The 24,990-nt window shown below is 59.7% G+C and carries 25 protein-coding genes and 3 pseudogenes; 20 read left to right on the forward strand and 8 right to left on the reverse strand.

What is annotated here, in order from left to right:
• Nucleotide 1: 1 nt before the first annotated feature.
• Entirely contained in the window at nt 2-640 is a 639-nt protein-coding gene (locus tag ACO550_RS24175; protein WP_315594681.1) for a 2Fe-2S iron-sulfur cluster-binding protein, read from the reverse strand.
• Between the two features lie 194 nt (nt 641-834).
• Nucleotides 835-1,422, reverse strand: a complete 588-nt coding sequence (locus ACO550_RS24180; protein WP_315594640.1) for a hypothetical protein — start codon at nt 1,420-1,422, stop codon at nt 835-837.
• A gap of 209 nt (nt 1,423-1,631) precedes the next feature.
• Between ACO550_RS24180 and ACO550_RS24185 the strand changes: the two genes are divergently transcribed.
• The 6 genes from ACO550_RS24185 to ACO550_RS24210 all read left to right on the forward strand — a co-directional run bounded on the left by ACO550_RS24185 (nt 1,632) and on the right by ACO550_RS24210 (nt 7,601).
• Complete coding sequence (locus ACO550_RS24185; protein WP_315594639.1) at nt 1,632-2,579, forward strand: lactate/malate family dehydrogenase; 948 nt, start codon at nt 1,632-1,634, stop codon at nt 2,577-2,579.
• Between the two features lie 866 nt (nt 2,580-3,445).
• Nucleotides 3,446-4,621, forward strand: coding sequence for a hypothetical protein (locus ACO550_RS24190; RefSeq protein WP_315594638.1), 1,176 nt, complete (start codon nt 3,446-3,448; stop codon nt 4,619-4,621).
• Nucleotides 4,622-4,642: 21 nt separating this feature from the next.
• Nucleotides 4,643-4,831: a hypothetical protein gene (locus ACO550_RS24195; protein ID WP_315594637.1), complete on the forward strand. Its 189-nt coding sequence runs from the start codon at nt 4,643-4,645 to the stop codon at nt 4,829-4,831.
• Nucleotides 4,832-4,921: 90 nt separating this feature from the next.
• Complete coding sequence (locus ACO550_RS24200; protein WP_485994983.1) at nt 4,922-5,545, forward strand: hypothetical protein; 624 nt, start codon at nt 4,922-4,924, stop codon at nt 5,543-5,545.
• 119 nt (nt 5,546-5,664) lie between these two features.
• Nucleotides 5,665-6,564, forward strand: coding sequence for a DNA/RNA non-specific endonuclease (locus tag ACO550_RS24205; protein WP_485994984.1), 900 nt, complete (start codon nt 5,665-5,667; stop codon nt 6,562-6,564).
• Nucleotides 6,565-7,148: 584 nt separating this feature from the next.
• Nucleotides 7,149-7,601: a hypothetical protein gene (locus ACO550_RS24210; RefSeq protein WP_315594635.1), complete on the forward strand. Its 453-nt coding sequence runs from the start codon at nt 7,149-7,151 to the stop codon at nt 7,599-7,601.
• 196 nt (nt 7,602-7,797) lie between these two features.
• Here the strand turns inward: ACO550_RS24210 and ACO550_RS24215 are convergent, their stop codons facing one another.
• Nucleotides 7,798-8,082, reverse strand: a complete 285-nt coding sequence (locus tag ACO550_RS24215) for a type II toxin-antitoxin system VapC family toxin (RefSeq protein WP_315594634.1) — start codon at nt 8,080-8,082, stop codon at nt 7,798-7,800.
• Between the two features lie 208 nt (nt 8,083-8,290).
• Between ACO550_RS24215 and ACO550_RS24220 the strand changes: the two genes are divergently transcribed.
• Both ACO550_RS24220 and ACO550_RS24225 read left to right on the forward strand, forming a co-directional pair.
• Nucleotides 8,291-8,536 (forward strand): FitA-like ribbon-helix-helix domain-containing protein, encoded by a 246-nt coding sequence (locus tag ACO550_RS24220; RefSeq protein ID WP_315594633.1) that lies wholly within the window; start codon nt 8,291-8,293, stop codon nt 8,534-8,536.
• Entirely contained in the window at nt 8,533-8,952 is a 420-nt protein-coding gene (locus ACO550_RS24225) for a PIN domain-containing protein (protein ID WP_315594632.1), read from the forward strand. Before ACO550_RS24220 ends, ACO550_RS24225 begins: the two co-directional genes overlap by 4 nt.
• A gap of 196 nt (nt 8,953-9,148) precedes the next feature.
• On the opposite strand, the gene ACO550_RS24230 is transcribed toward ACO550_RS24225, so the two are convergent.
• The 5 genes and pseudogenes from ACO550_RS24230 to ACO550_RS24250 form a co-directional block, all read right to left on the reverse strand.
• Nucleotides 9,149-10,105 carry a cupin domain-containing protein gene (locus tag ACO550_RS24230; RefSeq protein ID WP_315594631.1) on the reverse strand — a complete coding sequence of 319 codons (957 nt, stop codon included), beginning with the start codon at nt 10,103-10,105 and terminating at the stop codon, nt 9,149-9,151.
• Between the two features lie 61 nt (nt 10,106-10,166).
• Entirely contained in the window at nt 10,167-10,859 is a 693-nt protein-coding gene (locus tag ACO550_RS24235) for a glutathione S-transferase N-terminal domain-containing protein (protein WP_315594630.1), read from the reverse strand.
• Nucleotides 10,860-10,913: 54 nt separating this feature from the next.
• Complete coding sequence (locus ACO550_RS24240; protein WP_315594629.1) at nt 10,914-11,459, reverse strand: carboxymuconolactone decarboxylase family protein; 546 nt, start codon at nt 11,457-11,459, stop codon at nt 10,914-10,916.
• A gap of 35 nt (nt 11,460-11,494) precedes the next feature.
• Entirely contained in the window at nt 11,495-12,112 is a 618-nt protein-coding gene (locus ACO550_RS24245; RefSeq protein ID WP_315594628.1) for a nitroreductase family protein, read from the reverse strand.
• A gap of 186 nt (nt 12,113-12,298) precedes the next feature.
• Nucleotides 12,299-12,490: pseudogene (locus tag ACO550_RS24250) on the reverse strand (hypothetical protein); the annotation flags it as partial.
• A gap of 137 nt (nt 12,491-12,627) precedes the next feature.
• On the opposite strand from ACO550_RS24250, the gene ACO550_RS24255 reads away from it, so the two are divergent.
• From ACO550_RS24255 to ACO550_RS24310, 12 genes and pseudogenes are all read left to right on the forward strand, one after another.
• The gene (locus ACO550_RS24255) at nt 12,628-13,302 is read left to right on the forward strand and encodes a hypothetical protein (RefSeq protein WP_315594627.1); all 675 of its coding nucleotides are present in this window, start codon (nt 12,628-12,630) and stop codon (nt 13,300-13,302) included.
• A 1,371-nt stretch (nt 13,303-14,673) separates the two neighbouring features.
• Nucleotides 14,674-16,092: a carbohydrate porin gene (locus tag ACO550_RS24260; RefSeq protein WP_485994989.1), complete on the forward strand. Its 1,419-nt coding sequence runs from the start codon at nt 14,674-14,676 to the stop codon at nt 16,090-16,092.
• A gap of 274 nt (nt 16,093-16,366) precedes the next feature.
• A complete protein-coding gene (gene mgtA, locus ACO550_RS24265) occupies nt 16,367-19,129 on the forward strand; it encodes a magnesium-translocating P-type ATPase (protein ID WP_315594626.1) in 2,763 nt (920 codons plus the stop codon).
• A 122-nt stretch (nt 19,130-19,251) separates the two neighbouring features.
• Nucleotides 19,252-19,722 (forward strand): annotated as a pseudogene (locus ACO550_RS24270) (MgtC/SapB family protein); the annotation flags it as partial.
• Nucleotides 19,723-20,268: 546 nt separating this feature from the next.
• Nucleotides 20,269-21,093 (forward strand): lipid II-degrading bacteriocin, encoded by an 825-nt coding sequence (locus ACO550_RS24275; RefSeq protein WP_315594625.1) that lies wholly within the window; start codon nt 20,269-20,271, stop codon nt 21,091-21,093.
• A 159-nt stretch (nt 21,094-21,252) separates the two neighbouring features.
• Nucleotides 21,253-21,555: a hypothetical protein gene (locus ACO550_RS24280; RefSeq protein ID WP_315594624.1), complete on the forward strand. Its 303-nt coding sequence runs from the start codon at nt 21,253-21,255 to the stop codon at nt 21,553-21,555.
• Nucleotides 21,556-21,637: 82 nt separating this feature from the next.
• A complete protein-coding gene (locus ACO550_RS24285) occupies nt 21,638-21,805 on the forward strand; it encodes a hypothetical protein (protein ID WP_315594623.1) in 168 nt (55 codons plus the stop codon).
• The gene (locus tag ACO550_RS24290; protein WP_315594622.1) at nt 21,802-21,939 is read left to right on the forward strand and encodes a hypothetical protein; all 138 of its coding nucleotides are present in this window, start codon (nt 21,802-21,804) and stop codon (nt 21,937-21,939) included. Before ACO550_RS24285 ends, ACO550_RS24290 begins: the two co-directional genes overlap by 4 nt.
• Nucleotides 21,940-22,421: 482 nt before the next feature.
• A complete protein-coding gene (locus tag ACO550_RS24295; protein ID WP_315594621.1) occupies nt 22,422-22,862 on the forward strand; it encodes a hypothetical protein in 441 nt (146 codons plus the stop codon).
• Between the two features lie 13 nt (nt 22,863-22,875).
• Nucleotides 22,876-23,275 (forward strand): annotated as a pseudogene (locus tag ACO550_RS24300) (glycine zipper family protein).
• Nucleotides 23,276-23,356: 81 nt separating this feature from the next.
• Complete coding sequence (locus tag ACO550_RS24305; protein ID WP_315594620.1) at nt 23,357-23,758, forward strand: GFA family protein; 402 nt, start codon at nt 23,357-23,359, stop codon at nt 23,756-23,758.
• Between the two features lie 362 nt (nt 23,759-24,120).
• A complete protein-coding gene (locus ACO550_RS24310) occupies nt 24,121-24,984 on the forward strand; it encodes an ABC transporter permease subunit (RefSeq protein ID WP_315594619.1) in 864 nt (287 codons plus the stop codon).
• Nucleotides 24,985-24,990: the final 6 nt, after the last annotated feature.

Raw genomic sequence — 24,990 nt, forward strand, 5'->3', positions numbered from 1 at the left:
GTCAGCGCGGCGGCTGCGCGCCGGGTGCGTCGAAGTCGATGCGCATCGCGCCACTCTCGATCTGCTGCAGCCGCAGCATAAGATTGGCCGGACGCAGGGACTGCGCCGCGATCATGCGCCGCACGAACAGGCCGAGATGATTGGGCCGGATATGTTCGGGGCAGGCCAGCGTACAGAGGTTGCACATGACGCATTCGTCAAAGACATGGCTCGAAGCTGTCAGATTGCCCTCCACCGCGAGCTTCACACCCTCCTGAACATCGAGCCCCTTTGGACACGCGCGATCGCATCCGCTGCAATGACGGCAATGGGCAGCCTCCGGAAAAACATCCGAGATCGTCCGCAGCGCGTCCCAACTGTCGCCGATCTCCTCGATGCGATAGATGTGTCGCTCCGACGCCGTCAAGTAATCCAGGAAGGCGACCTGCATACCGTCTTCCACCAGCGTTTCGCAGGCGAGCGCAGTTTTCACATCGTGTTCGCCGGTGCGTCGCACCATGACACGGCACGACCCGCATACGCCCTGGCCCATGCAGCCGACACCTTCAACAAGCGTTTGCCCTGCGTGCAGAAACGCCTGCAGAATGGAACAGTTTTCCGGTGCTTCGAGCTGCCGTCCTTCGATGCTCAAACGTACCATTTTCACACCCTGTCGTCTCGGATGCGCGAGCAGCACACTGCACTGGCGCACTGTTCCAAAAGGTCATATAAACCATAGCACAGAGAAGGTCCCTGCTCAGGGCGAGCGGCACGAAGATCGCTTTTACTGCAGGCCTTCCGGCCGGCCTCCGCCTGCCCGGCTTTCTGCTCGGTCTAGCTCCAGGCGTCCCCCAATCAGCGGGCGGTCCTGGGCGTGACCGAAATAGCAAGGGCTTCCGTGTAGACGGCCTGCACCTGGTCACCGCGGCGAACGGCCTTCAGTTGCTGCGGATCCTCGACATGCAGGTCCACCATCTTGCCTCTTGGCCCCTTGAGCGTCACCATGCCGGTCTTGGCGTTGACAGCCACGACATCGGCAGTGACCGTCACCTCGCGCCCGACCATGCCGCCAGGCCTGGCACCAGGAGCTGCCCGGTCCGAGATCTCGCGTTCGGTGCTGGAGCGCATGCCACTCTGCCTGGCGAGGTTCACTGACAAGGCCTGCGTGTACTCGACGGTGACCGTGTCGCCCACGCGGAGCTGCTCGAAGTTGCGCACGTCCTCGCCGACCTGCAGGTCCGTAACCTTGCCCTGCTTGTTCTTGATTGAAATGGTGCGCGTGGCGGCATCGATGGCCACCACCGTGGCGGAGGCCTTGACCGTCTTGGTTGTCTTGGAAGCGCCCACGCCCGACACCTTGTCCACGCGGGTCTCGGGCTGTGCCATCACGGGAAGGATTGCCGCGGCCAGCACGGCCGCCACGATCAGCTTGCTGGGATTCATGACGAACTCCTTAAGCCCGGCCTGGCCGCCTATCGTCGTTCAACGGTCCCGTCACGACGCTAGCGCTTCTACCGAAAAGGTCTATAAACCATAGCATATGGATAGTTAGTCGCCTTCCCTCGCGCCTCTCGCTCCAAATGTTCCTGGCGTTCGCTAGGTGGCATCTGGTTCAGGTATTTGACTAAATCCAGGCATAAGGGAGGCATCCCATGCGTCAACCCAAGATCGTCGTAGTCGGCGCAGGGCTGGTTGGCGGCTCCGCGGCCCTGTTTGCGGCTGTGGCCATTCCGAGCGCGGAAGTCGTCATCATAGATCTCGAGCGAATCCGGGCCGAAGGACAGGTGCTGGACCTCGCTCACTCCGCGGCCTTCTGGGGAAGCAATCGTTTCTATGCAGGCGACTACAAGGACGCGCACGACGCGGATGTGGTCGTGATCACCGCAGGCGTCGGCGTGAAGCCAGGCAAGACCCGCCTGGACCTGGCCAGGACTAATGCCGACATCGCGGTAGAAATCGTCGATCGCATTGCCCCACTGGCCCCGGAGGCGGTCTACGTCATCGCGACCAATCCCTGCGACGTGTTGGCCGGCGTCGTCTTTGACCGCCTGCGCTGCGCGCGGGAGCGTGTCATCAGCACCGGCACGTCGCTGGACACCGGACGCCTGCGATCGTTGCTCTCCGAGCGGTTGGGTGTCGTGGCACCCGGGATTCACGCCTACGTTATCGGCGAACATGGCGAATCCGCAGTCATCGCATGGTCCGGTGCAACGGTCTCCGGCATGCCCCTTGAAACTTTCCTCTCCAGGACCGGCAAGGAACTGGGGCCTGCCAGCCGCGACCTGATCCTGCGCTCCGTGCACGAGGCGGCCAAGCTTATCAAGGAAGGCAAGGGCGCCACCCACTATGGGATCGCCAGTGCGATCGGGCGAGTTTGCCAGGCGATCGTCCACAACACCGACCTCATCCTGACAGTCGGCATCGTGCATGTCGAGGTCGAAGGCATACCAGAGGTATGCCTGTCGCTGCTGATGGTAGTCAATGGCAGCGGAGCCCAGCTACTGGCTTATCCGGAGCTTAACCCTGCCGAGCGCGAAGGCCTGCGGCACAGTGCGCGCATCATCAAGGAGGCAACCGACTGCGTCCTCACGGTCCAATAGGGAAATTACGCACGCAGCGAACACAAGTGAGCGCAATCGAAACGTGTGGCGCGACGCGCTGCGCCCGATCGGCTGCAGACGGAGATGTCGGAATGTGCGGGCAACTCAATCTTCGCGCGATCGACCAACGTGTTGTAAAGGCCTTGTCTTAGTCGACAGCTAGGCATTGATTACGAAGGGATTTTTGGTGCAGCGCAGTTTTCAATTGGTACATCGCTCGATAACCACATGCCTCCATTGCAGAATGTGCCGCTCCTCCTCGGTTGATCTCTGGCAATGACGCATACACCATTTACTTCCGATCCCAGATAGGAAGCGGCCATTCAGCGCTAGGGCTTTCGATGACCGAGAAGGGTCCGGTCGGGTTCTGCCCTACGTGGAACTGGTCCAGGACGAGCGCTCGTTGTGCTCGGCGTCGAGCCGCATCCGGGCCATCAACAGACGTTGGTAAGCGGGTTCGTGCAGACATACAGACGACCGCACTGCCCAGATAGCTGTTTTTCACCCTCCCTGGGATGGCGTTGAGTGGCGGCGGGAGCGATAAGACGCAGCCCGTCACGGATGACGTCACCATCCGCGGCGCATTGACCACTTTTTCGACCATGTGTACCACGTCCCTCAGCTCAGGCGCCAGAGTGATGGCGAAGCTCGCAACCGCGCGGTCGACGCTTGGCTGATCCATGATGTGGTGCCCGCTATGCGGAAGCGTTGAGCAGGCATAGTGGTCTGTTTTCCGGTGTATGACTTAATCAGGCCTTTAGACCCATCCCGTTTTGCCAGCCCGTGGCACTGGTTTTGAATCACTTGACCTCCCCGGCTATGCTGTAACAGAAGTGGAATCGCCAGGAAACCACAAGGGGTCCTTGATGCGTCAAGCGTTTGCGCAGCTGATAAAGCGTGTGTTCGAGTTCTCGCTCGTCCTGCTCGCGTTCCCTTTCGCAAACGGTCTGGCGGCGGAGTTCGGCGGCAAGAACGGCCCGGAGCCAGACAACATCGAGGAGATTGTCGAAGTCCTGCGCCGGGATCCTTATGATCTAGAACTCCTGATCAGCTTCGGCACGTCCAAGGGTGGATCGGCCGGACATATCGCGCTGGCGGTACGCGATGATGGCGCGCACCACGATATGGTGTACTCGGCGAACTTCTACGCCGACAGGTCACCCGAGCATGCGCGGGCCTTCTACACCCAGCAACTGGTCGTTGGCCTTCCTAAAACGGAATACCTGTTCAAGACGACCTCATCGCTGGATACCCTCGCCGTCTTCGGCCTCGACTACGGGGAAATCTATAAGCGTTCGGTCATTGGCGTACGGGTCTTCGGCGTGCCGGCCGCCGAAAAGCAATCGTTGGTTTCCTATTTTTCTCGCATCAACGACGACTATCGTCGGCGAGCCACCACTGCCGAATATCACCACGGTGAGGTCAAATACGATTATCTACGGCTAAACTGTGCCAAGGTTATCGGCTCCGCTTTCAAATTCGGCGCCGGTTATGAGAATCTCGACGTCAACAATCCGCAGTTATTGCGTGGACGGCGTGTCGTTGCCGCTGCGACGGCAAATATTCCCACCGAAATGGCCCTGAAACTGATGGAACAATGGAACCAGCGGCAATATGGCATGGACGTGGTGCTCTACAAGAAATACGAAGGCTCCTTGTACGTTGAACCCCGAGAAGAGCCGAAAGTCGCCTTCAAAAATCTGCCCAATCGCTTCCCGTCAGTGCTGTCGCTCGATTTTCGGAGAGAACAAGGCGAGTACCGCGATTTCGACAACCTCTTCGCCATGTATTTGTTCTATAACCTCGGCCGTTATAGCGTACGCATCGACGATCACACAAAGCGGCTCCAGATCGAAAAGGACAAAGAGCCAATGACATATCAGGGCGCAGTCGCGGTTGCGAAGGAAACGGCAAAGTCGGACAGTGAGAATTTCCGCCGTCACGCCCTATTCCGTCCCTTGGGTACCCGAATAGGCGAGCAGGCAAGCAACACGCATCTCTATCACTACCCGGCAAGCGCGCCAGGTCCCACATCGCCATAGCGCCCGGCCAGGCAATCCGCTATGGAGAACCGCTTACGCACGCTCAAATCACTGATATTCTGGTTACCCGTATGTGCCTGGGCGTTTGCGCTGGATTTGCCTGCTATGGAGCTGCGCATCCACCATCAACCCGAACTCGACGTGCGAATGGTGATCGCCGAAGGCCGAATCGAGCCCGGCGATGCCGAGCGCTTTCGCGCCCTCGCCTGACTCGCCGACCGCGATGGCGAGGGGCTTGTCATACTGCTTCTTGCCAGCCCGGGCGGGAACGTCGAAGCTGCCTTCCGCTTCGTCGACGTCATGGACGACGTACGGGTCTATACCGTCGTCCCCGACAATGCCCGCTGTGCCTCGGCTTGCGCGTCCATCCTCTTCGCCTCAGGGGTCCGACGCAGCATTCTCGGGTCCGGTCGCGTTGGCTTCCACAGTTGCTATCGACGCAACGGAACGGCTTACCTCGATGACTCGCTTTGCAACGAGATCATCGCGGCGAACGCCATGCAGCGCGGAATTAGCCATGCAGCAATCAACCGCTTTACCTCGGATTTTGGCGCACGCGACATGGCATGGGTGGGACGGAGCACGGCATGCCGATTCTTGGAAGGACTCTGCAACCCAGGTCACCTCGAACGGAAACCCGAGGCCATGAGGGCGGTAGCGCGTAGCCTCGATTGCAGCAAGCTCGTTTCGACCGCCTCCCGACTCGTGTGCGGCGACACGGAACTATCGCGCGCCGACGACGAACTGGCGGCGGCTCTTGGCGTGGCCATGCGATCCGGGAACAAGGCAACCATACGGAACGCGCAGCGAGTATGGTTGCGCGAGCAATGCAATATGGGCCCCGACAAGAACTGCCTCCTGCGCGCCTATCGTGCCCGGATCGCGGAGGTGCGAAGCAGGCGGGCGGGATTTGGCGCGAATTGATGCACTGGACGGATTCGCCGGGAAGGCCAGGACGATCCTCCAAACAGATGACGGTGTGAGCGAGTGAACGTATTCGCGTTCTCTTGGTCCATCGGTTTCCTTGCACTCACACCATTGCAATGCAGAAGTTTCTAGTTTCCCTTATGTTTGGGATCGTACCAGCCTTCTTTTCCACGATCGCGGGCGCGACCGGCATGGCGGAATTCTCCCAGTGCCGCCAGCTCTTTGTTAACGGCGGGCCCCCGAAGGTAGCAACCAATCCAGCGCTGAAGCTGCGCCCTTTGTGCTACGACGCGTTTGCCGTCCTGCACTCTGGCCGCAGCAAGACTCCCGTCTACGTGGCCGAGCGCTTATCGCGGGCGCAATTGGTTGATGCCCGAGACGAGAAACGTACCGATCAGTTTTTTGCCGATGCACGTTTGCCTCGTGCTGAGCGTGCGGAATTGGACGACTATAAAGGCAGCGGATACGACCGTGGTCACCTGGCTCCAGCGGGGGACCAGCCTACAGCGCAGGCCATGGCACAGTCATTCAGCCTGGCCAACATGACCCCGCAAGCGCCGAAGAACAATCGCGAAGCATGGAGCGCGATCGAATCGGCCACCCGCAAGTTCGTGATGCGGGCAAAGGGCAATGTCTATGTCATCTCCGGTCCTGTGTTCGGCGACCGTCCCGAAACCATCGGTCAAGGCCGCGTCTGGGTACCCGAGCACTATTTCAAGTTGGTCTACGACCAGACCACAAACCGGGCATGGGCGCACTGGATCGCCAATACCAACGAGGCGCACCCCAGCAAACCCATCAGCTATCGCGAACTGGTCAAGCGCACCGGTGTCGAATTCCTGCCCGGTGTGTCTCCCGTCGACGAGCGCCCCGCGATAGCACATGATGTACCATGGCAATCGTCGTCGCGTGGTCGCAGCAATCATACTGCCAAGGGGGAGGAAGACCTGGCGCAACTGTTCAAGTCGTCAGTTCAGTCGGCTGCGCAGAGGATCCAGAAGTCGCTGGAGCGGTAATAGTCGCGAGCGCGCAGCCCGCGTAAATGCTCTGCGTCACTACATTAAGCCTTGACGCCAATGTTGCCTTTGGTAGAACACGCGAAGGCTCAAGCTCGTACTCGGCACACAAGGTGATCTTTGGCGCCTTCTCAGGCGTGAAAACACTTTTGCGGAATAGGGACGAGGTACTGGCGTTCGCGAATTCCATCGGCCCCGTCCAACTCGATTGAGGGTCGGTAGTCGCTTTTGGCCGCTAGCCACCAAGGCTGGGCACATTGAGGGCAGCGACCGGCCAGAAGGCGTCGGTCGACAACCTTTCCTCAAAGCAGCCACCTGTATGCGTGGCCAAACCGTTTATATGATCGGCGCAGGTTTTTGCTCGGCCGCTTGAGCATTGGCAATGGGTACTATTAATTCTTGGTAGGATAGCCGGCGAAGTCATCGCGTTAGGCGGCGCACCTACTGCTATCTAGAGAGCTGCTCGCTGTGCGGCCAGGCGCTAAAGACTTACCGGCCCGACTCATCGTCAGGTTTTCTTCCGTCGGCCCGACACTACAGGTTCGCATACTAACCTCACTGCATCTATGGATATTCCATCCAGCATGTCCACCGAACTGCAAAAGTGGAACAACGGAAAAGGTATCGATCTTGAGTCTTGGATCAATTGCTCCGGAAGCTTCTCTCTTGCAGTTGGCTACATAACGATTTTTTGGCCAAAACTTGTGAAGTTTGATGGATACATTCTGCGAGATGGGTTTTGTGAAAACACTCTCAGATCGTTTGAGTCTGCAGATGGTTACGATAGGACGGCTGTCGAGAGGGTAATGAACCACCTGCATATCGCCGACATTCAGCACTATGGCTGCGAAGACATTTCGAGAGATAAGATCCAGATTCTAGGTTCAACTCTTCGTGAAATATATACAGTAAAGCTGAAGACCCAGTTCCCCCAAACCCCTTGTGTCGTTGAGTTCTACCAGCCTGAAGACTGCGATGATCTTTGGGGATATCAGATATCGTTCTGGCAGGAAAAGTATGATTCGACGCCGAGATGAATCTGCGATCTGCACAAACAGCGAAGGCTGCCAGGCGTGCTCCCTGCCCTGGCTCTAAGCCGCCTCGAAAGGCGCTGTAAACAACCGCTTTGAAGAAGCCTGGCAGGCCGTTCAGGGTCGGACGTCGCCTCAGATGCCGCTACATATTCCACCTTGAACTCTGCTCAGGTAAGAGTGTACTCCCCCCACCACACCCCTACGCCTGGATCACCAGATTGGAGTATTTCGAGACGTGTTCGTTCGCCGACAATAGCCGCAACGGTTCCGTGATGGCCTGGACCACGAGCAGGCGATCGAACGGATCGCGATGATGGTCTGGCAAGTCGCGGGCAGCCGCCGCGTGTGCATTCGTTACTGGCAATTCCTGGAAACCCGCTGCGCCGATCTCCGCAATCAGTTCGTCCACGTCCGCCTCTATCTTCGCCGCTCGTCTTCGGTTAAAGCGGATGGCGCGCATCCTGACCTCCGAGGAGCTCGCCACGCGTGCTGGCGTCGGGAGAATTCAAGGTGCGACGCTCTGCGATGTATCAACTGGCCACCCCGTCCGCTGGCTTGAAGGTGCAATGTGCCAAACCCGCTGACGCTTTTTGACTCGTACGCTTCTAACGGGGATGGAAGCGCCGATTCTTGCATCCTCTGCCCAAGTATTATGCATGCATTGCCATCAATGCATGCGGAGGGTCTAGATCATGGCGACACTCACAATTCGGAACATCGATGACGATCTAAAGGCGCGGTTGCGCGTCGAAGCCGCGCAACACGGTCGATCCATGGAGGAAGAGGTACGGGACATCCTGCGGCGGACGCTTAGCAAGCGGCAAGGCCCCGATGGGCTAGGAAGCCGCCTGCGCCAGCGATTTGCCTCGCTCAACGATTCGGGACTAGATCTACCCGTCCGCGCCGAGCCACCACGGTCGCCGGAACTGCCTGAATGATCATTCTTGACATCAATGTCCTGTCGGAGCTGATGCGAGCCCAGGCGGCGCCGGCCGTCGTCGATTGGCTGGATCGGCAGGACGAAATTTCTTTCGCTGTAACTGCCGTGACTGTTGCCGAACTCTTATATGGCATTACTCGCTTGCCGGAAGGGCGCCGCAAGACTGGCTTGCAGGGAGCAGCTTTACGGATGCTCGAGGAGGAATTCGCGGGCAGAGTGCTTCCGTTCGATGAGGATGCAGCCGTCCAATACGCCTCGGTGGTGTCCCAGCGCGAACGCACTGGCCGTCCGATAAGCATGGCGGACGCGCAGATTGCAGCGATATGCCGACATCACGCTGCTGCACTGGCAACACGTAACATCAAGGACTTTGAGGGTACTGGCATCATTTTGGCCAATCCTTGGATGGATTGATTGCTGTAAGTTCGCGGGGACAGGCGCGGCGACGGAGGCATCGCAGACGCCCCGCTGCCGAAATCAGACAATCTCGTCGGGTCGATAGTCCTTATTTCTTATATTGCGTATCGGCTCCCTTAGCAGCCCCCGTCCGGGCGTCACCTCCGAATTACCTTTATACCACCGAAGTGGCACCGCACTTGTTGCGATGCCGTTAAGCCCCTTCGACCGACGAGCGGCGCCATTGCCCCGGCGTCATCCCCATCTTGTCGGTAAATACACGCCGGAAGGCAGCCACGGATTGATACCCGACCGACTCGGCCACAGCCTCGGTAGCCCTCCCGGGTTTCTTCAACTCATTGGCGGCCAGGCTTATACGGATATCAGTTAACAGCTCGATGGCAGAGCGCCCCAGCTTGTCCTGGAAGTGTCGCATGAAGGTGGCGCGCGACATGCTGCACAGGTCGGCCAGCTCTGGCAGGTTCCAAGGCCGCGCCGGATCGGCGAACATGGCTGAAATGGCCGGAGCCAGGCGTGAATGGCCGGCCAGTGCCAATATGCCTGGCGGGGCTTGCTCGGCTTCGCTTGCCGCGCGTAGCACCAGCGTGAACAGCGCCGAGGTCAGTGTATTGAGCATGGCGTATCCACCCAGTTTGCCGCCGGCAGACTCCATGCGCATCAAACCCACGAGACTGGCCAGGTGGGACGAAGCGGTTTCGATGCCGTCTTCAGCAGGGCCATCCATCGCTCGCACCACGAGATTCCCGGGTAGGTAGTCACGAATCAGCCGATCATGGGGCGGGTCGATAAAAAATCGCCCGCACAACATGTCCAGGCGCTCGCCCTGCCCGTCATTCTCCATGAGCATCCAACCCGCAGCACCATGGCGGTTGCGGGCAAGCCCCGCGGGATGTCCGCTGCCATCGTGTAGCACGTGGGCCGACCCGCTAGGCAATAGCACGATGTCGCCGTCGACCAACTCCCTAGACGTCTGCGTCTCTGGATCTTCGATGATGGCCCGGCCCTTGAGCACGACGTGGTATGGAATCTCGTGTGCTGCTGACTTGGGCCACGCCACACGCCATGGCGCGCCGTAAGTACAGCGGACCTCCAGTCTCCCCGTGACGGTGATCATGTTCAGGAGATGGCTCAGCCAGTCGATTTGGGACATTGGAACTTGGGAGCGTGAATGCTCCCCAATCGTATCGTAGTTACGCATCGGCCTGCGATCGTTAGGCCGCCGCCGTCAGCCCGCGCTGCACGCCCGGACGTGCGAGACCCTGCTCGAGCCAGCGCTGAACATGCGCGTAGCGGTCGAAGCCCACGATCTCACGCGCCTCATAGAAGCCGATCAGATTGCGCACCCACCCGAGCAGCGAGATGTCGGCGATGCTGTAGCCATCGTCCATCACCCAGTCTCGAGTCGCCAGGCGAGCGTCGAGCACGCCTAGCAGGCGCGCCGATTCTTTCGCATAGCGTTCCAGGGGCCGCTTGTCCTCATAGTCCTTACCGGCGAACCGGTTGAAGAAGCCTACTTGGCCAAACATCGGCCCGACACCGCCCATCTGCCACATCAGCCACTGTATCGTTTCGTAGCGCGTGTTGGGACAGGTGGAAAGGAACTGCCCAGTCTTGTCAGCGAGATAGATCAGGATCGCTCCCGACTCAAACAACGCCAGCGGACGACCGCCCGGCCCGTGGGGATCGTAGATGGCCGGAATCTTGCCGTTGGGGTTAAGCGCGAGGAAGGCGGGATCTTGGCTCTCGTTCGCCGTGATGTCGACTCGGTGCGACTCATAGGCAAGACCTGTTTCCTCCAGCATGATGCCGACCTTCACGCCATTGGGCGTCGGAAGGGAAAAGAATTGGAGCCGGTCGGAATGCCGCTCCGGCCAGCGCGAGAAGATCGGATGATCGAGCGACACGTTCTTGCTCCTGGGTGAGCGGCCGCGCCGTGACGTGACGCGGCCGGATAGCGCTCAGATCGAGCCCGCCAGCGCGACGGCAGGGAAGTCCTTCTCGGGATCGAACACGTTATTGAAGTAGTTCGTCAGGGAGTACATCGCTACCAGCGCGACAATCTCCATGACGTTCGCATCCGTATAGCCGGCATCGCGAACGGCGTTCAGATCAGCGTCGCTGACCTTGCCGCGGGCCTCAAGCACTTTGCGGGCAAACTGGATGGCGGCATCCCGCTTCGGATCGTTGGCATGGCCCTTCCGGGCAAGAATGACTTCATCGGCGGGCAGCTTGGCCAAATGCTCGGCGGTAAAGCTGTGAACCGTCAGGCAGTAATCGCAACCATTCGCTTCGGACACGGCAAGGCCGATGCTGTCTCGCGTCTTCACGTCGAGCGCCTTGCTCAAGGAGCCAAGCAGGGTGGCCCACGCGTTGAACGCAATCGGGCTCTGCGCAAAGGCCACCATCATGTTGGGGGTGAACCCAATGTTCTTCGTGAACGCATCGAGCGTCGGTTTCGACTCGGCCGGCACCAATTCGAGGTTGAGAGCGGTAGTCCTGGTCATCGCAATTCTCCGTAGGTTGCTGAGTTTGCTTTGGGTTAAATAAGGTCCAGTACTTCGGCCACGGGCCGACGCGGCTTCTGCGCCCAGTTGCCCGGAAGCTCCGCCCCAATGGACAACAGCATGACCGGTACTTCGTTGTCGGCCAGCCCGAACTCACGGGCCACCGCCTCGGCATCGAATCCGATCATCGGCGTCGAGCCCAGACCCAACGAGCGGGCCGCATAGATCATTGCGGACGCGCCGAAAGTGCCAGTGCGCACCGCCTCGTCGCGCTGAAGTTGTGGGTCATCGGCATACAGGCCGCGCGCGGGGTTTTCCCATTCCGGCACCATCGCTGCGGGCATGACACCCGTTTCCACCAGTGGCGCCAGACGCTCGGGGATGACGCTGGAGTCGGCCAACTGGCCGCAGATGATGAAGGTGACGGCTGCATCGGTGATCGGGGGCTGGTTCCAGGCGATCGGGAGCAAGCGGGCCTTTGCTTCCGGCGTGCGCACGGCGATGAAGCGCCAGTTCTGCATGTGGAAGGAGGTGGGCGCGGCTGTGCCGATACGCACCAGCTCGCGGATGTGGTCATCGCTTAAAGCCGCGGCAGGATCGTAGTACTTGGCTGCGCTGCGGCTCAGGATGCATTCAATGACGGCGTTGGTCACGTTGGGTCCTATCGGTGGGGGTGATGAAGAGCCTCCACTTTAGGATTACTACGTGCTAATTTCGAGACTGTATTTACTCAATAAAATGCTCAAAAGGATCAAGATCGGCCGTGATCTAATAGCATCTTCAAAAAAGAAAGGCCCGACGGGTGAGCCGCCGGACGGTAGGTCGAAACATGGCAGGGGTTAGCGCACGCTGCCTGGTTGGGGCCGACAGACGACACCGCGTCGTAGTTGGCGCGATCGCACCGTCAGCCAGTGCGTCATTGGCAGGCAAGGCGAGGACAGGTGTTCGGCGAGGTATTCGGCAAGGGCGGCGACCTTGGCCGGCCGGGCTCGCGCCGATGGCGTGCCGAAACACAACCCGCCCCTCTTCAGGTTCCGTTCTGTTGCCAAATGAGAGCGCCAAGGCGGCGCAATCCCACCCAGGAGACATCATGTAATGCCTTGACGACTCGCTGCGTCCCGAGAACCAGCAGAAGTCATCGCCGTCGCACCCTATGCACCGTAATGCAGTGACCAATAAACAATTTATAGATCACTCTGATCTATTTTTTTTGGCGTTAAACGGAAACCGATCGTCGTGGCAATGGAAGCGCAAGGTTGACGAGCATACGCACGTGCTTGTCGAATTCCTTCGCGACGCGGGTACCGACCGGCCAGGCAAGTTGGTCACAGTCGATGGTGAGCGTGTCTCGGCCCTGGCCGTGCGGCTTGGAGGAGTGGTGCACGACTGGTATGGGGAGCGGAAGGTCACCGGGCAACTGCTCGACGGCGGCGGCATTTCTACCGAAGTGGTTCGATTCGCAGACGTGCCTGCTTTCGTTATCCTGAAGGCATTGGCACTCGCTGATCGCATGGAGAACAAGGACGCCGGAGACCTCATTCACGTGCTTCATTACGCTGGAACAATTGACGCGGTCGCAGAACTCTTCGTTCAACGGCAGTTGACCAACGCTCACCCTGGCGCCATCAACGCAGGACTCGCGGCGCTGCGCAGCCGGTTCTGTGATGATGAGGACGGCGAGGGATACGAAAAGGCTGGATCTGTAGCCTACACCAAATTCCACGTTGTCAACGGCGATGACGAGGATGATTTTGTGGCTAAGCAGCGCTTTGCCTCGGGTCTCGTCCAGGCCCTGCTCGATCGATTCGAGGTCCGACTAGCGGAGCACGCTTCCGCGGTTTGACTGCACCATGGATGAGGCGCACCACAAGACAGGCAATCCATTGGCTTCGCAGAACGGGGTCGCATTGAGCGGCGACTCGCCGAGAAGGTGGCCGTGTGGATGCCGTCAGCCAACGCGAGTCGATGCACTTCCCGGGCGTTGCGCACAAAAATTGCCGGCCACTGCACCGGCTTCGCTCTTCTTGGGGAAGCCGGTGTTAGCTGCCCCAACGTCGCAGATGCAAGAGACGACAACCCGCACACGACAGTTAGTCCGCTGGAAGAATTGGTCCGCCTGCTCGCGAGTCAGTGCAATGAGTTCTTTAGGGTGACGCCATACTTCCGCCCCCGACCCCGATAGAAGTCAACTACCTGGTGCTCATCGGCGGATAGCATCGTGAAAAAACCTGCCGTCGAGCGCCTTGATGGCTTCGATACTCGGTCTGCCCAATGATGAAGCTCTTGCCAAAACGACTTGTCAGTCGTACCTGGATGCCGAACACATCGTTCTGGCCACGCTGTAGCTTCAGGTGGACGTTCTCCGAGGCGGGGCGATGGGGCGCGGCACGGCTCCGCCATTCTGTCTTTGTCTGGTCTCTGTGCAGGGTAAAGACGGAAGGGCAAGATTAATGGTTGCGGCACGCTGGGGAGGCAGCATGCCAGTCTGCACGGGGGGGACGGGCGCGGCACGGCCCTGGCAGCGGCGGGGTGCAGCGAATCGGTGCAATGCCCCGTCGGTCGCCATGAAGCCGCGTGTTGCAAGCGCCTGGGTGCGCCGGACTATGTTGGTGTCTACTCATGAAGCACCGTAACGTTCCGGAGCAGGATGAACGGTTTCGCATCCGGCCAGGCTCACCAAAGCAGCAAGGCGACAGACTCTTCACCAAGGTGTTGCGCCACACCGGAAAAGGCTGTCGGCAGGCTTGGCAAGGTCATTGGAAAAGACCGGCCGAGGCCCGGGCGATCGCAGTGCACTTGCGCTACATCGAGTGAGAAGGCATCGATCGCCTGGGCGGTGCGGGGCAGGCCTATGGGCCGGCGCTGGCACCTCACGACAACCCGCCACTCACGAAAAACCGATTGCACGACAACGCACCCATTGTTATCCTTCGCCCGGTCTTCACCACAGGGATTTTCCCATGGACAGTTGTTCTAGTCGGCCCAAAGCCGAACTCTGAGCGGCTAGTCAGTCAAGGCGACATCTCGCCACTGCCTAGCCGATAACGGCGGGTAGTGGCATCTGCGCGGGCTCTCCGCGCGGCCAACTCCCGGTTTCATGTTTGTGACCTGCACTTGAATCAGCAGTGCCGGGCGGAATCCGCCTGCGCGTTGGTTCTTGGGTGCCGTCACGCCGTGCCTACGCGCGCCTGTAGAAGCGCGCGGGGGAGTTCCTATGTCGTTTGTTTCCTGTCTCCAGCTTGCTTTGATTGCCCTGATCTTTCTGAAGGGTACTGATTGGCCACGTCGTCTGCGCGTGTTGATTCACTCGCCGTTTCTTGTCCTCGGACTGACGCCGGTGCATGCCCAGAATGCCAGCGAAACGGCTGGTATGACTCAAGCCTCCAACCCGGTAGAAGACGTGTTCGCGTTTCACGGGCAAGCCACGTACATCTGGCAGCGCAAGCCGTCCTTGGGTGCAGCTTACTCAGGAGAACACAGTCTCGGCACCGAGCGCTCCAAGAGCTATTCCTTCACCAGCACGCTCGACCTTGGGCTGCGTCTTTGGCAAGGTGCAGAATTCCACTTCAATCCTGAAGTCTCCCAGGGCATGCCATTTTCCGACCTTCATGGCCTGGGGGGCCTGAGCAACGGCGAGCTGGCCAAGTCGTCGGGTACGAATCCCACCTTCTATCGCGCCCGCGCATTCGTGCGCCAGACGTGGGACCTCGGTGGCGGGACGGAGAAGCTCGATCCCGGCTTCAACCAGTTCGCACGGACTGTCGCTAAGCAGCGCATCGTGCTGACCGCCGGCAACTTTGGCGTGCTCGATGTCTTCGATGTGAATCCCTACGGGTCCGACCCTCGCACCCAGTTCATGAACTGGTCATCGATGACGCATGGCTCGTTCGACTACCCAGCCGATGCACGCGGTTACGACTGGGGCGTATCGCTGGAGTACATCGGCGATGGCTGGTCGGCGCGGATCGGCCGCTTTCTGCAACCGCTGGAATCCAACGGCCTTGAGCTCGATACCCGGATGTTCGAACACTACGGGGACATGCTCGAACTGGCGAAACGGTACAGCCTGGCTGGCCGCCCCGGGCAGGCGCGACTACTGCTTTGGCGCAACAAGGCCAAGATGGGTAAGTTCAGCGACGCGCTGGCATTCGGGCGCGCCAACGGCGTGACGCCAGATGTGGCGGACGTGCGGGCCGAGCATACCAAGATGGGCATAGGCGTCACGCTGCTGCAGGATGTCAACGATGCGCTAGGCGTGTTCTTCCGCGCGAACATGTCAGATGACCGGACCGAGACCTATGCCTTTACCGAGATTGGCAAGCAGGTAGCCGGCGGCGGCACGCTAAAGGGCAAGGCATGGGGACGCCCCAATGACGAGCTCGGGGTGGCCATGGCGGTGAACATGTTGCGCTCCCCGCATCGGGACTATTTGGCCGCCGGAGGTCTAGGCGCTTTCCTTGGGGACGGTGCCTTGCGCTATGGGCCTGAGCAGGTGCTGGAGATCTACTACAGCGTGCAGTTGCTGAAGTCCTTCAGCGTCAGCCCTGACTTCCAGTACATCCGAAACCCCGGCTACAACCGGGACCGCGGCCCCGCGAAATTCTTTGGCGTGCGCTTCCATGCTGAGTTTTGAGCAGCCCCCGTTGCCCTAACCCTTGCTCAGGAGGCGCCATGGATCCCGACCCTAAATCACCGCAACGCTCTCGGCGCTGCGTACGACTATTGGCTTGCGTGTCGCGTTGAACTAGCCACGTTGGGCCGATTAGCGCGTTCGCCGGGCGCGTTGCCCAGCTTTCAACGTTTGGGAGGCACTCGCGTGCCGCCCGGGCTCTGACAAATCACCACCCATTCATCGCCGGTCAGTACTTGCCCGTGGGCAGTGGCCGGCCATATCAGGGAGTTCGATCATGAACTTTTCTTTCCTGAAGACACTCTACGGTGCGTTCCTTCGCACGCGCCGGGTCACGCACCACTTCCGCCGACTGGCCATGTTCGAGTCGCTGGGCGAGCCGGGACCGTCGCGGGCCATGCCAGAGCGCCTGGCGCGCGAACTGCAGCGTGCGGCCAGAGATGATATCCCCGCCGTGCTGGTCCACCTGCGATCCCATGAAGACGGCTTGACCAGTATCGAGGTTGAAGAGCGCCTCAAGCGCTTCGGCCCCAACGAAGTCGAGCACGAAAAGCCGCTGCCGGCCTGGCTGCATTTGTGGCACTCGTACCGGAACCCGTTTAATCTGCTGCTGACGGTACTGGCCGCGATCTCCTACGTGACCGAAGACATCAAGGCCGCCATCGTGATCGGCACGATGGTGCTCTTGTCCACGCTGATCCGTTTCATGCAGGAGCGCCGCTCGAATCAGGCCGCCAACGCCTTGAAGAACATGGTCAGCACCACTGCCACTGCAATAAGGCGAGACCTAGCTGCCCAGATTGCTGCCACCAGTGCGCAATTCTTCAATGTGCAACTCCATTCAAAACCGCCCGCCAAGGTAGAGGTGCCGCTGCGCGAACTGGTGCCCGGCGAGATCGTCGCCCTGTCGGCCGGCGACATGATTCCCGCCGACTGCCGCATCCTCATCGCCAAGGACCTGTTCGTCAGCCAGGCGGCCATGACCGGCGAATCGTTGCCAGTCGAGAAATTCGCAGAGCGGCGCGGTCATGCAGACAGCCCATTGGAGCTGAGCAATATCGCCTTCATGGGCACCAACGTGGTCTCCGGCGCCGCTACCGCCGTGGTGCTAAACACCGGAGATCGCACCTATTTCGGTATGCTGGCCGCACGTGTTACGGCCACCGACCGCACGGTGACGGCCTTCCAGGCGGGTGTGAACCAAGTGAGTTGGCTACTCATTCGCTTTGCCCTGGTGATGGTCCCCATCGTGCTGCTCGTCAACGGCTTTACCAAGGGCGACTGGATGGAGGCTTTCCTCTTCGCCTTGTCGGTGGCCGTCGGGTTGACGCCGGAAATGCTGCCGATGATTGTGACCTCGACACTGGCCAAGGGCGCTGTGCTGCTGTCCCGGCGCAAGGTCATCGTCAAGCGCCTCGATGCGATCCAGAACTTCGGTGCGATGAACGTGCTGTGCACCGACAAGACGGGAACGCTGACGCAGGACAAAGTCATGTTGGAGCGCCATACCGACGTCCTTGGGCATGTTTCCGAGGATGTGCTCAAGCACGCCTACCTAAACAGCTATTTTCAGACAGGCCTCAAGAACCTGCTTGACCGTGCCGTGCTTGAACACGTCGAACTGCAGCATGAACTGAGGCCGGTACGGGACTATCGGAAGGTCGATGAGATACCGTTTGATTTTCAACGACGCCGCATGTCGGTGGTCGTATCCGAGCAAGGTGACCACAATGAGCTGATCTGCAAGGGCGCAGTCGAGGAGATCCTGAGCGCGTGCACCGGCGTGCAGCTTAACGGGTCCGTGCTGCCGCTCGACCAAGCGCTGCTGTCACAGGTACGCAAGGTCACACATGAGCTTAACGAGGAGGGTCTGCGTGTCGTGGCCGTCGCCATGAAGGAAACGCCGACGGGGCTGACCGCGTATAGCGTGACCGACGAATGCGATCTGACCTTGGTGGGCTACATCGCCTTTCTCGATCCGCCTAAGGAGTCCACCGCCCCCGCTTTGCGGGCGCTTGCCGCGCATGGCGTCACGGTGAAAGTTCTGACCGGTGACAACGAGCTGGTGACCGCCAAGATCTGCAAGGAGGTCGGTCTGGCGATCGAAGGCACATTGCTGGGTGCCGACATCGAGAAGATGGACGGCGCCGTGCTTGCGCGAGCGGTGGAGGACCACAACGTGTTCGCTCGCCTGTCGCCGCTACACAAGGAGCGGCTAGTGCGCGCTCTGCGTGCCAATGGTCACGTCGTCGGCTTCATTGGCGATGGCATCAATGATGCGCCCGCCTTGCGCGCCGCCGACATCGGTATCTCCGTCGACAGCGCGGTCGACATCGCCAAGGAGGCTGCCGACATCATCTTGCTGGAGAAAAGCCTCATGGTGCTGGAAGAAGGCGTGATAGAGGGCCGGCGCACCTTCTGTAACATGCTCAAGTACATCCGCATGACGGCCAGCTCCAACTTCGGCAATGTCTTCTCCGTGCTGGTAGCGAGCGCCTTTCTGCCGTTTCTGCCAATGCTTCCCCTGCAACTGCTGGTGCAGAACCTGCTCTACGACATCTCGCAGATTGCTATCCCGTTTGACAAGGTAGACGACGAACTGGTGGCCGGGCCATTGCAATGGAATCCCGGCGATATCGGCCGCTTCATGGTGTTCTTCGGCCCGATCAGCTCGATCTTTGACATCATCACTTACCTGGTTATGTGGTTAGTCTTTGATGCCAACACGGCAGACCGGCAGTCACTGTTCCAATCTGGCTGGTTTGTCGTGGGACTGCTGACGCAGACCCTGATCGTGCATATGATCCGCACGCCCAAGCTGCCCTTCGTCGAAAGCTGGGCGGCGTGGCCGCTGATTGCGATGACCGCCCTGATCATGGCCCTCGGCGTCTATCTACCGATGGGACGGCTCGCGGAATACTTCAAGCTGCAAGCGCTGCCGCCGAACTACTTCCCATGGATGCTCTGCATCGTGCTTGGCTACGCGCTTCTGACGACTGTAATGAAACGCTTTTACATTCGCCGATTCGGATGGCAGTAGCAACTGCGACCGAATTCGTCATTACCGAAGAAGCGGTTCGCGGCATGCCGCACAAAGACAGGAAGATAACGCTCTGAGAAGCTAGATAAGCGGTATGACCTCGATCCAGACGACTTTCGAACATGTCCATTGAAGCCATCCAAATCATCCACCTGGATTCGCTGCTCGACACTGGCGTGAGCCTAATTGCGGCGTTCGTGCTCGGCGCGGTGATCGGCTATGAGCGCCAATACCGGCAGCGGACCGCTGGGCTGCGGACCAACGTTCTGGTGGCAGTTGGTGCCGCGATCTTCGTGGATATGGCCAACCGACTAGCATGGCATGACGGCGCGGTGCGAGTGGTAGCTTATGTGGTGTCGGGTGTCGGCTTTCTCGGTGCCGGCGTCATCATGCGGGAGGAGGGGAATGTCCGAGGGCTCAATACCGCTGCCACGCTGTGGGGTTCGGCAGCGGTAGGTGCCAGCGCCGGCGCGGATCTGATCCTCGAAGCGGCGCTCGGTTGTCTCTTTGTGCTAGCCGCGAACACGCTGTTGCGCCCCGTGGTCAACCGCATCAACCAGCGGCCAATCGATACTCCTGGGGTGGAAGTTACCAGACGGCTTTGCGCTACCGAGTGGCGCTTGTCGGACCCATCCCGGACAGATGCCAGGCAGATCCGAAGGACCGATGACAGTCACTTCCCGTCCGACTGCGATCGTGACTGAGACAAGGCAACATAGTGAAGCGATGCCGGCGGAGATACTCCGCGGGTGCCGCGTTGCGCGACTACAAGGAGGCCGCAGATTCGCGCCTTTTCTACTTGATCCTTTTCGATGTCTCCTGGCTTCCAGGTTTGATCGAAACCAATCGCGACAACTCTTCAGGCAAAATTTTCTTCGTCCCTACGCTACACAACGCCACAACAGGTTGCTCGGGCCGCAACCAAGATTCACCATTCCTGCGTCCACCTCCCCCATTTCGCACACACCTTGGGATCGAGTGACTACGTCCTAGTCGTGACGCACAAAAAAGGAATCGACGTGCCTGAATTTACGTTACCGACGGTTACCGTGTACGCAAACCCTCCGAATGCTGATCCATTCTGGGGAACTGGCGGCCCGGGTACCGCTCCGGTCATGCCACCGCCCGGCTCCCCACCGATGAACATTGTTGAGACGGCGCGTCACGGCATGCTCAATGGACAAAAGGTCTTTCAAGCGTGCGAGCTTCCAAACCCCCAATTGGCGCTCGAAGAATTCTGCAAAGGCATCAGCGGCAGACCCAGCGCGCAGGCGTTCGGGCAGCTCCGCGCATGGGGAGAATTCAGCAAGTACTATGCTACCAATTGGCAGTCAGTCGTGGGGGCTTCGCAAGCAGGTCTCAACACGCCGCAAGCCCAGACACCGGATTTTCTGGCGCAGATGGCTGGCCTCTTCCTCTGGCAACAAAGCACTGCCCCTATCGGCACGTTTCCCAACGCCTGGTACGGAACGCCACTACTTCCTCTCGGCGCGATTGCGCATTGGATCGTCGGCGGCGGGCAGGAGATCTCGATGCCTGTGCAAGGGCTCAACTTGACCATCGTCCCGAGCAGGCTGAATGCCGAGGCCAGGGCATTCCTTAAGAAGCCACGACCAGTCGGCACCGAGCAAGTCAGTATCCCGTTCTCGCATAACACCTGGACGCCAATCTTGGAGAATGGCTGGGCGGCAGGCACAGTCGGCCGGGTTAGCGGGACAATGAGTGGCATCATTGTGACGCAGGCTGATGGCACCTACATCATTGACGTCAACTACGCACTGAATCCCGATCGATACGACGCTGACAAAAGCCATCGGCGCTGGTACGAGGAGGCCCTGACAGATTTTCTTCGCTGGATTGGTGAGACGTTCGGGCACACCGACTTCACCATTACGTTCACGGGCGTACGGCAACTCATCTGGCGTGGCCAACTGGATGCGAACGGTGTATTAATTCTGCCGTAATGCAACCTCAACAGGGTTCCGTTGGGCGAAGAAACAGTGAAAGCCATCAGGAATGATGTCCATGCATGCTTCTGCTTTCGGGACCATAGAGTTGCACCGCTTGTGTTGTCAATTTCATGTTCTATCGCTATGCCATTAACCCTGAACAAATCAAAGCTGTTGAAGTACTCCCTCATCGTACTCGCCGCGCTTGCATTTCTAGTGGTCACCATTCCGTGGGTCATCGGATTCCGGCACTACTACGGCGACACTGGCACTTGCCCGAATGCCACGCCGCAGTTCTTTGAGAACGCGGTTCGAGAGCACTTCATCCTGAATGGCAAGAAGGCCGACGGCATCGTGTTTATTCCCGGCTCGACGTACGACGCCGAGCTCTCCAGTATTGCGTTTCGTAAGGACGGCATCGAGTGGCTGGCACTCGTCGATTGCCAAGGTGGCCTCGAACTGAGTCTGAAACAATAGCTGTCTTTGGCGACACGACAGGTCCCACTCGGTCGCCAGCGAAGCGGGCCAGCAACGGACTGCAGTCATCACCATTCTCCGCATGGCGAGAGTAGGCCACCTGGGCGACCTCGCAATTCTCGAACGACTGGCGCAGCAACATCGCACACGGGATGGAAGGATGGAGCTTCACGCTGTCGAAGTCATGGTCTGGACGCTGGCGACGGCAGTCCCGGCATCCGCAACCAAGATCGGCGAGGCGGCAGCATGACGCCCGACCAAGCTGCCCGCCGTCAGGCGACTGCCGCCAATTGCAGTGCAGAGCTGCTGCAAGAGCTCCAGAACGCGCATCAGATCATTCAGAACGCGCTGAACCTGATGACCACGGACCAGAAGTTCGACTGAGGCGAAACGAATGCTCGCGATGGTGTCGCCGGCATTACCTGCCACCACGAGCGCGACACTGCTATCAAGCGCGCAGGATGCTTGCCATGATTTCAGATCGGAACCGGGCCTCAGTCTCGTTGCCGACGGTTGTGTTCATCGGTATTGCCAACCGTGAGGAATTCGACCGACAGGTGCTTCCGCGGATGGGCAACTGCTGTGTCGACCAGGCTGCCAGCCCCAAGCGTCCTGGAAGGATCGTTCGAGACACTTCGTTATCCGTTGGCATATTTTGGACTGGTCGATGGAATAAATCCGGCTCATCAGCGGTTTACCAGATGACGGAGTTGCGCCTTCCATGGCCAGCGCCCGATGCCTCAACCTGCCGATACAAGCGGAAATGTGTGCACGGCGGCATTTTAGGCAAATTAGACGAAACAGGGATATGGCCAGGCACGGGTCCGGAGTCACCCAGGCGTCAGGCAGCAGGCAGGAGACACATCATGAACCTGCGCAAAGTTTGCAAGATCGCACTGGCCTTAGTGGCAGGGGCAGCGATGGCCGCCGGCGGTCCGACGCTGGCCGGCGGTCGTGGTGGGGGCGGTGGCATGCGCGGCGGTGGCATGCAAGGCGGAAGCATGCAAGGCGGCGGCTTTCACGGTCACGATGGCTTCCACCATGGGCACGGACACGCGACCTTCTTCGTGGTGGGCGGCGGTTGGCCGGGCTGGTGGTGGGGATACCCATACGACAGCTGGCCGTATCCCGTTGCCTACCCCGGCAACTATGCGGGGCCGGTTCAATACATCGAAAAGGGCGATGGATCGGATGGCGCGTCGGCGAATGCCTGGTGGTACCGCTGTGACCAACCCAGTGGCTATTACCCGTACGTCAAGGATTGCCCGGGCGGCTGGCAAATTGAGCCGGCCCAACCGTCGTCCTGATGCCAAGGTACTGATGAAGCCGCGTCCTTTTCCCCTGCCGGTCGCCGCCGCGCTCGTTTTGAGTGCCTGTACCGCAATGCCGTCAGGCCCTAGCGTGATGGTGCTCCCTGGCACTAACAAGTCGCTCGACCAGTTTTCCAGCGATGACCACAACTGCCGTCAGTTCGCGCTGGGCCAACTCGGCGGCGCGAGTTCGCATCAAGCCGCCACCACGGGGGCGACGAGCAGTTCGGCCGCCGGTACAAGCAGCTCAAGCTACTCCGGCGACGATGCGCAGCAGCAATACGACGCGGCGTACATTCTGCATGTACGCTAGCGGACACCGTGCCCCAGTCTACAACCAGATGCTTGCGGCGCCGCCCGCGACACCACCTGCCAGCTACAAGCCCTACTCTCCGCCGCCGGCACCGTAAGACCACGTCCGCTTTGCTCAATGCGGGTTCCTTTGCTCTACCGTTGCCAAACCGAATGCGCCTTCAGTTCAGGAAGCAGCCATGAAACCATTGCTCGACGGCGGATGCCTTTGCGGTGCTGTCCGTTACTCTGTCAAAGACGAATTCGTCTATGCGTTGAACTGTCACTGTTCAAAGTGTCGCCGCTCGACAGGCTCCGCGTTCAAGCCCTTTGCGGGGATTGAACGCGGAAAACTGTGCATAACTCACGGCGAAGATAACGTATCGATCTTCGGCGACGAACATGCGCCGCACGACGTGCACTGCAGAATATGCGGAAGCCTCATGTTCTCCGTGGTTCGTGATGGCGAATACGTTCACGTCACCTTGGGGACGCTCGCCGACACGCCTGCCATTCGTCCCAGTGCTCATATTTTTGTGGGATCAAAGGCTCCGTGGCACTCCATAACCGACCAGTTGCCACAGCACGCCGAATTCGCTTAGATGGCCGGAAAGTCGTGTGATTTCATAGCAGGCGATCGCGTCGTCAATCGCCCTGCCGCGGCACCCACTCTCCATTCCGCCCCGCGTCCATGTAGCGAAAGAATAGCGGCCATAGACGCTATAAATGTGGCTGCTGTCACCGGATACGTGCCACTTGCACGCTGAAATCAGGGAATACACCGACGATCTACGGCCCTTTGCGGCCGCGCTATTTCGCAGAACGGAATACTACGTCCGATCGCTTGACGCATGCTGAAACGCTATGCAAAGTCGCCGAAAAAGAACGACCGTGCGAGAACACCGACACGGCGTCATTTACCGCGCGGGTGCCGGCACGGCACACCAACGCAAGGAGACAACGCATGGCATTGTTTTTTCAGCAGTTCCTGAATGGCCTCACGCTGGGTGGCGTCTATAGCCTGGTGGCATTGGGGTTGACCCTTGTCTACGGCATCCTGCACGTGCCGAACTTCGCGCACGGTGCCTTTTACATGGCCGGCGCCTACGTGTCGTACTTCGCAATGACCACGCTCGGCCTGAACTACTGGCTGGCCATGCTTGGTGCCGCCGTCGTGGTGGCGATGCTGTCGATGCTCGCCGACCGTCTGGTCTTCCACCCGCTACGCAATGCACCGGAGATCCACGACATGATTGCCGCCATCGGCATCCTGCTGTTTCTCGAAGCCGGCGCGCAGGCACTGTGGGGTGCTGACTTTCATCGCATGCCCACGCCTTACGGCCAGATGGTCGAGTTCTTCGGCCTGACCGCACCGATGCAACGGCTGCTGATCATTGCCGCCGCGTTCGGACTGATGGTCCTGCTACATCTGTTCCTGACGCGCACGGTGATGGGTTCCACCATCGTGGCCATGGCACAGAACCGTGAAGGTGCCGCGCTGGTCGGCATCGATGCCACGCGTGTCACGCTGCTGGTGTTCGCGATCTCGGGCGCGCTGGCCGCCATCGCCGCCACGCTCTATGCGCCGATCAACCTGGTCTACCCAAGCATGGGCAACCTGGTCATCACCAAGGCATTCGTGATCATCATCCTGGGCGGCATGGGCAGCATTCCCGGCGCCATCGTCGGCGGACTGATCATCGGCATGGCCGAGAGCTTCGGCGGGTTCTACATCTCCACCGACTACAAGGACATCATCGCCTTCCTGCTGCTCGTGATCATCCTGTCCGTGCGGCCGCAGGGCCTGTTCGCCGGCAAGGCTGCCTGAGGAGGA

The organism is Cupriavidus sp., from assembly GCF_057315035.1.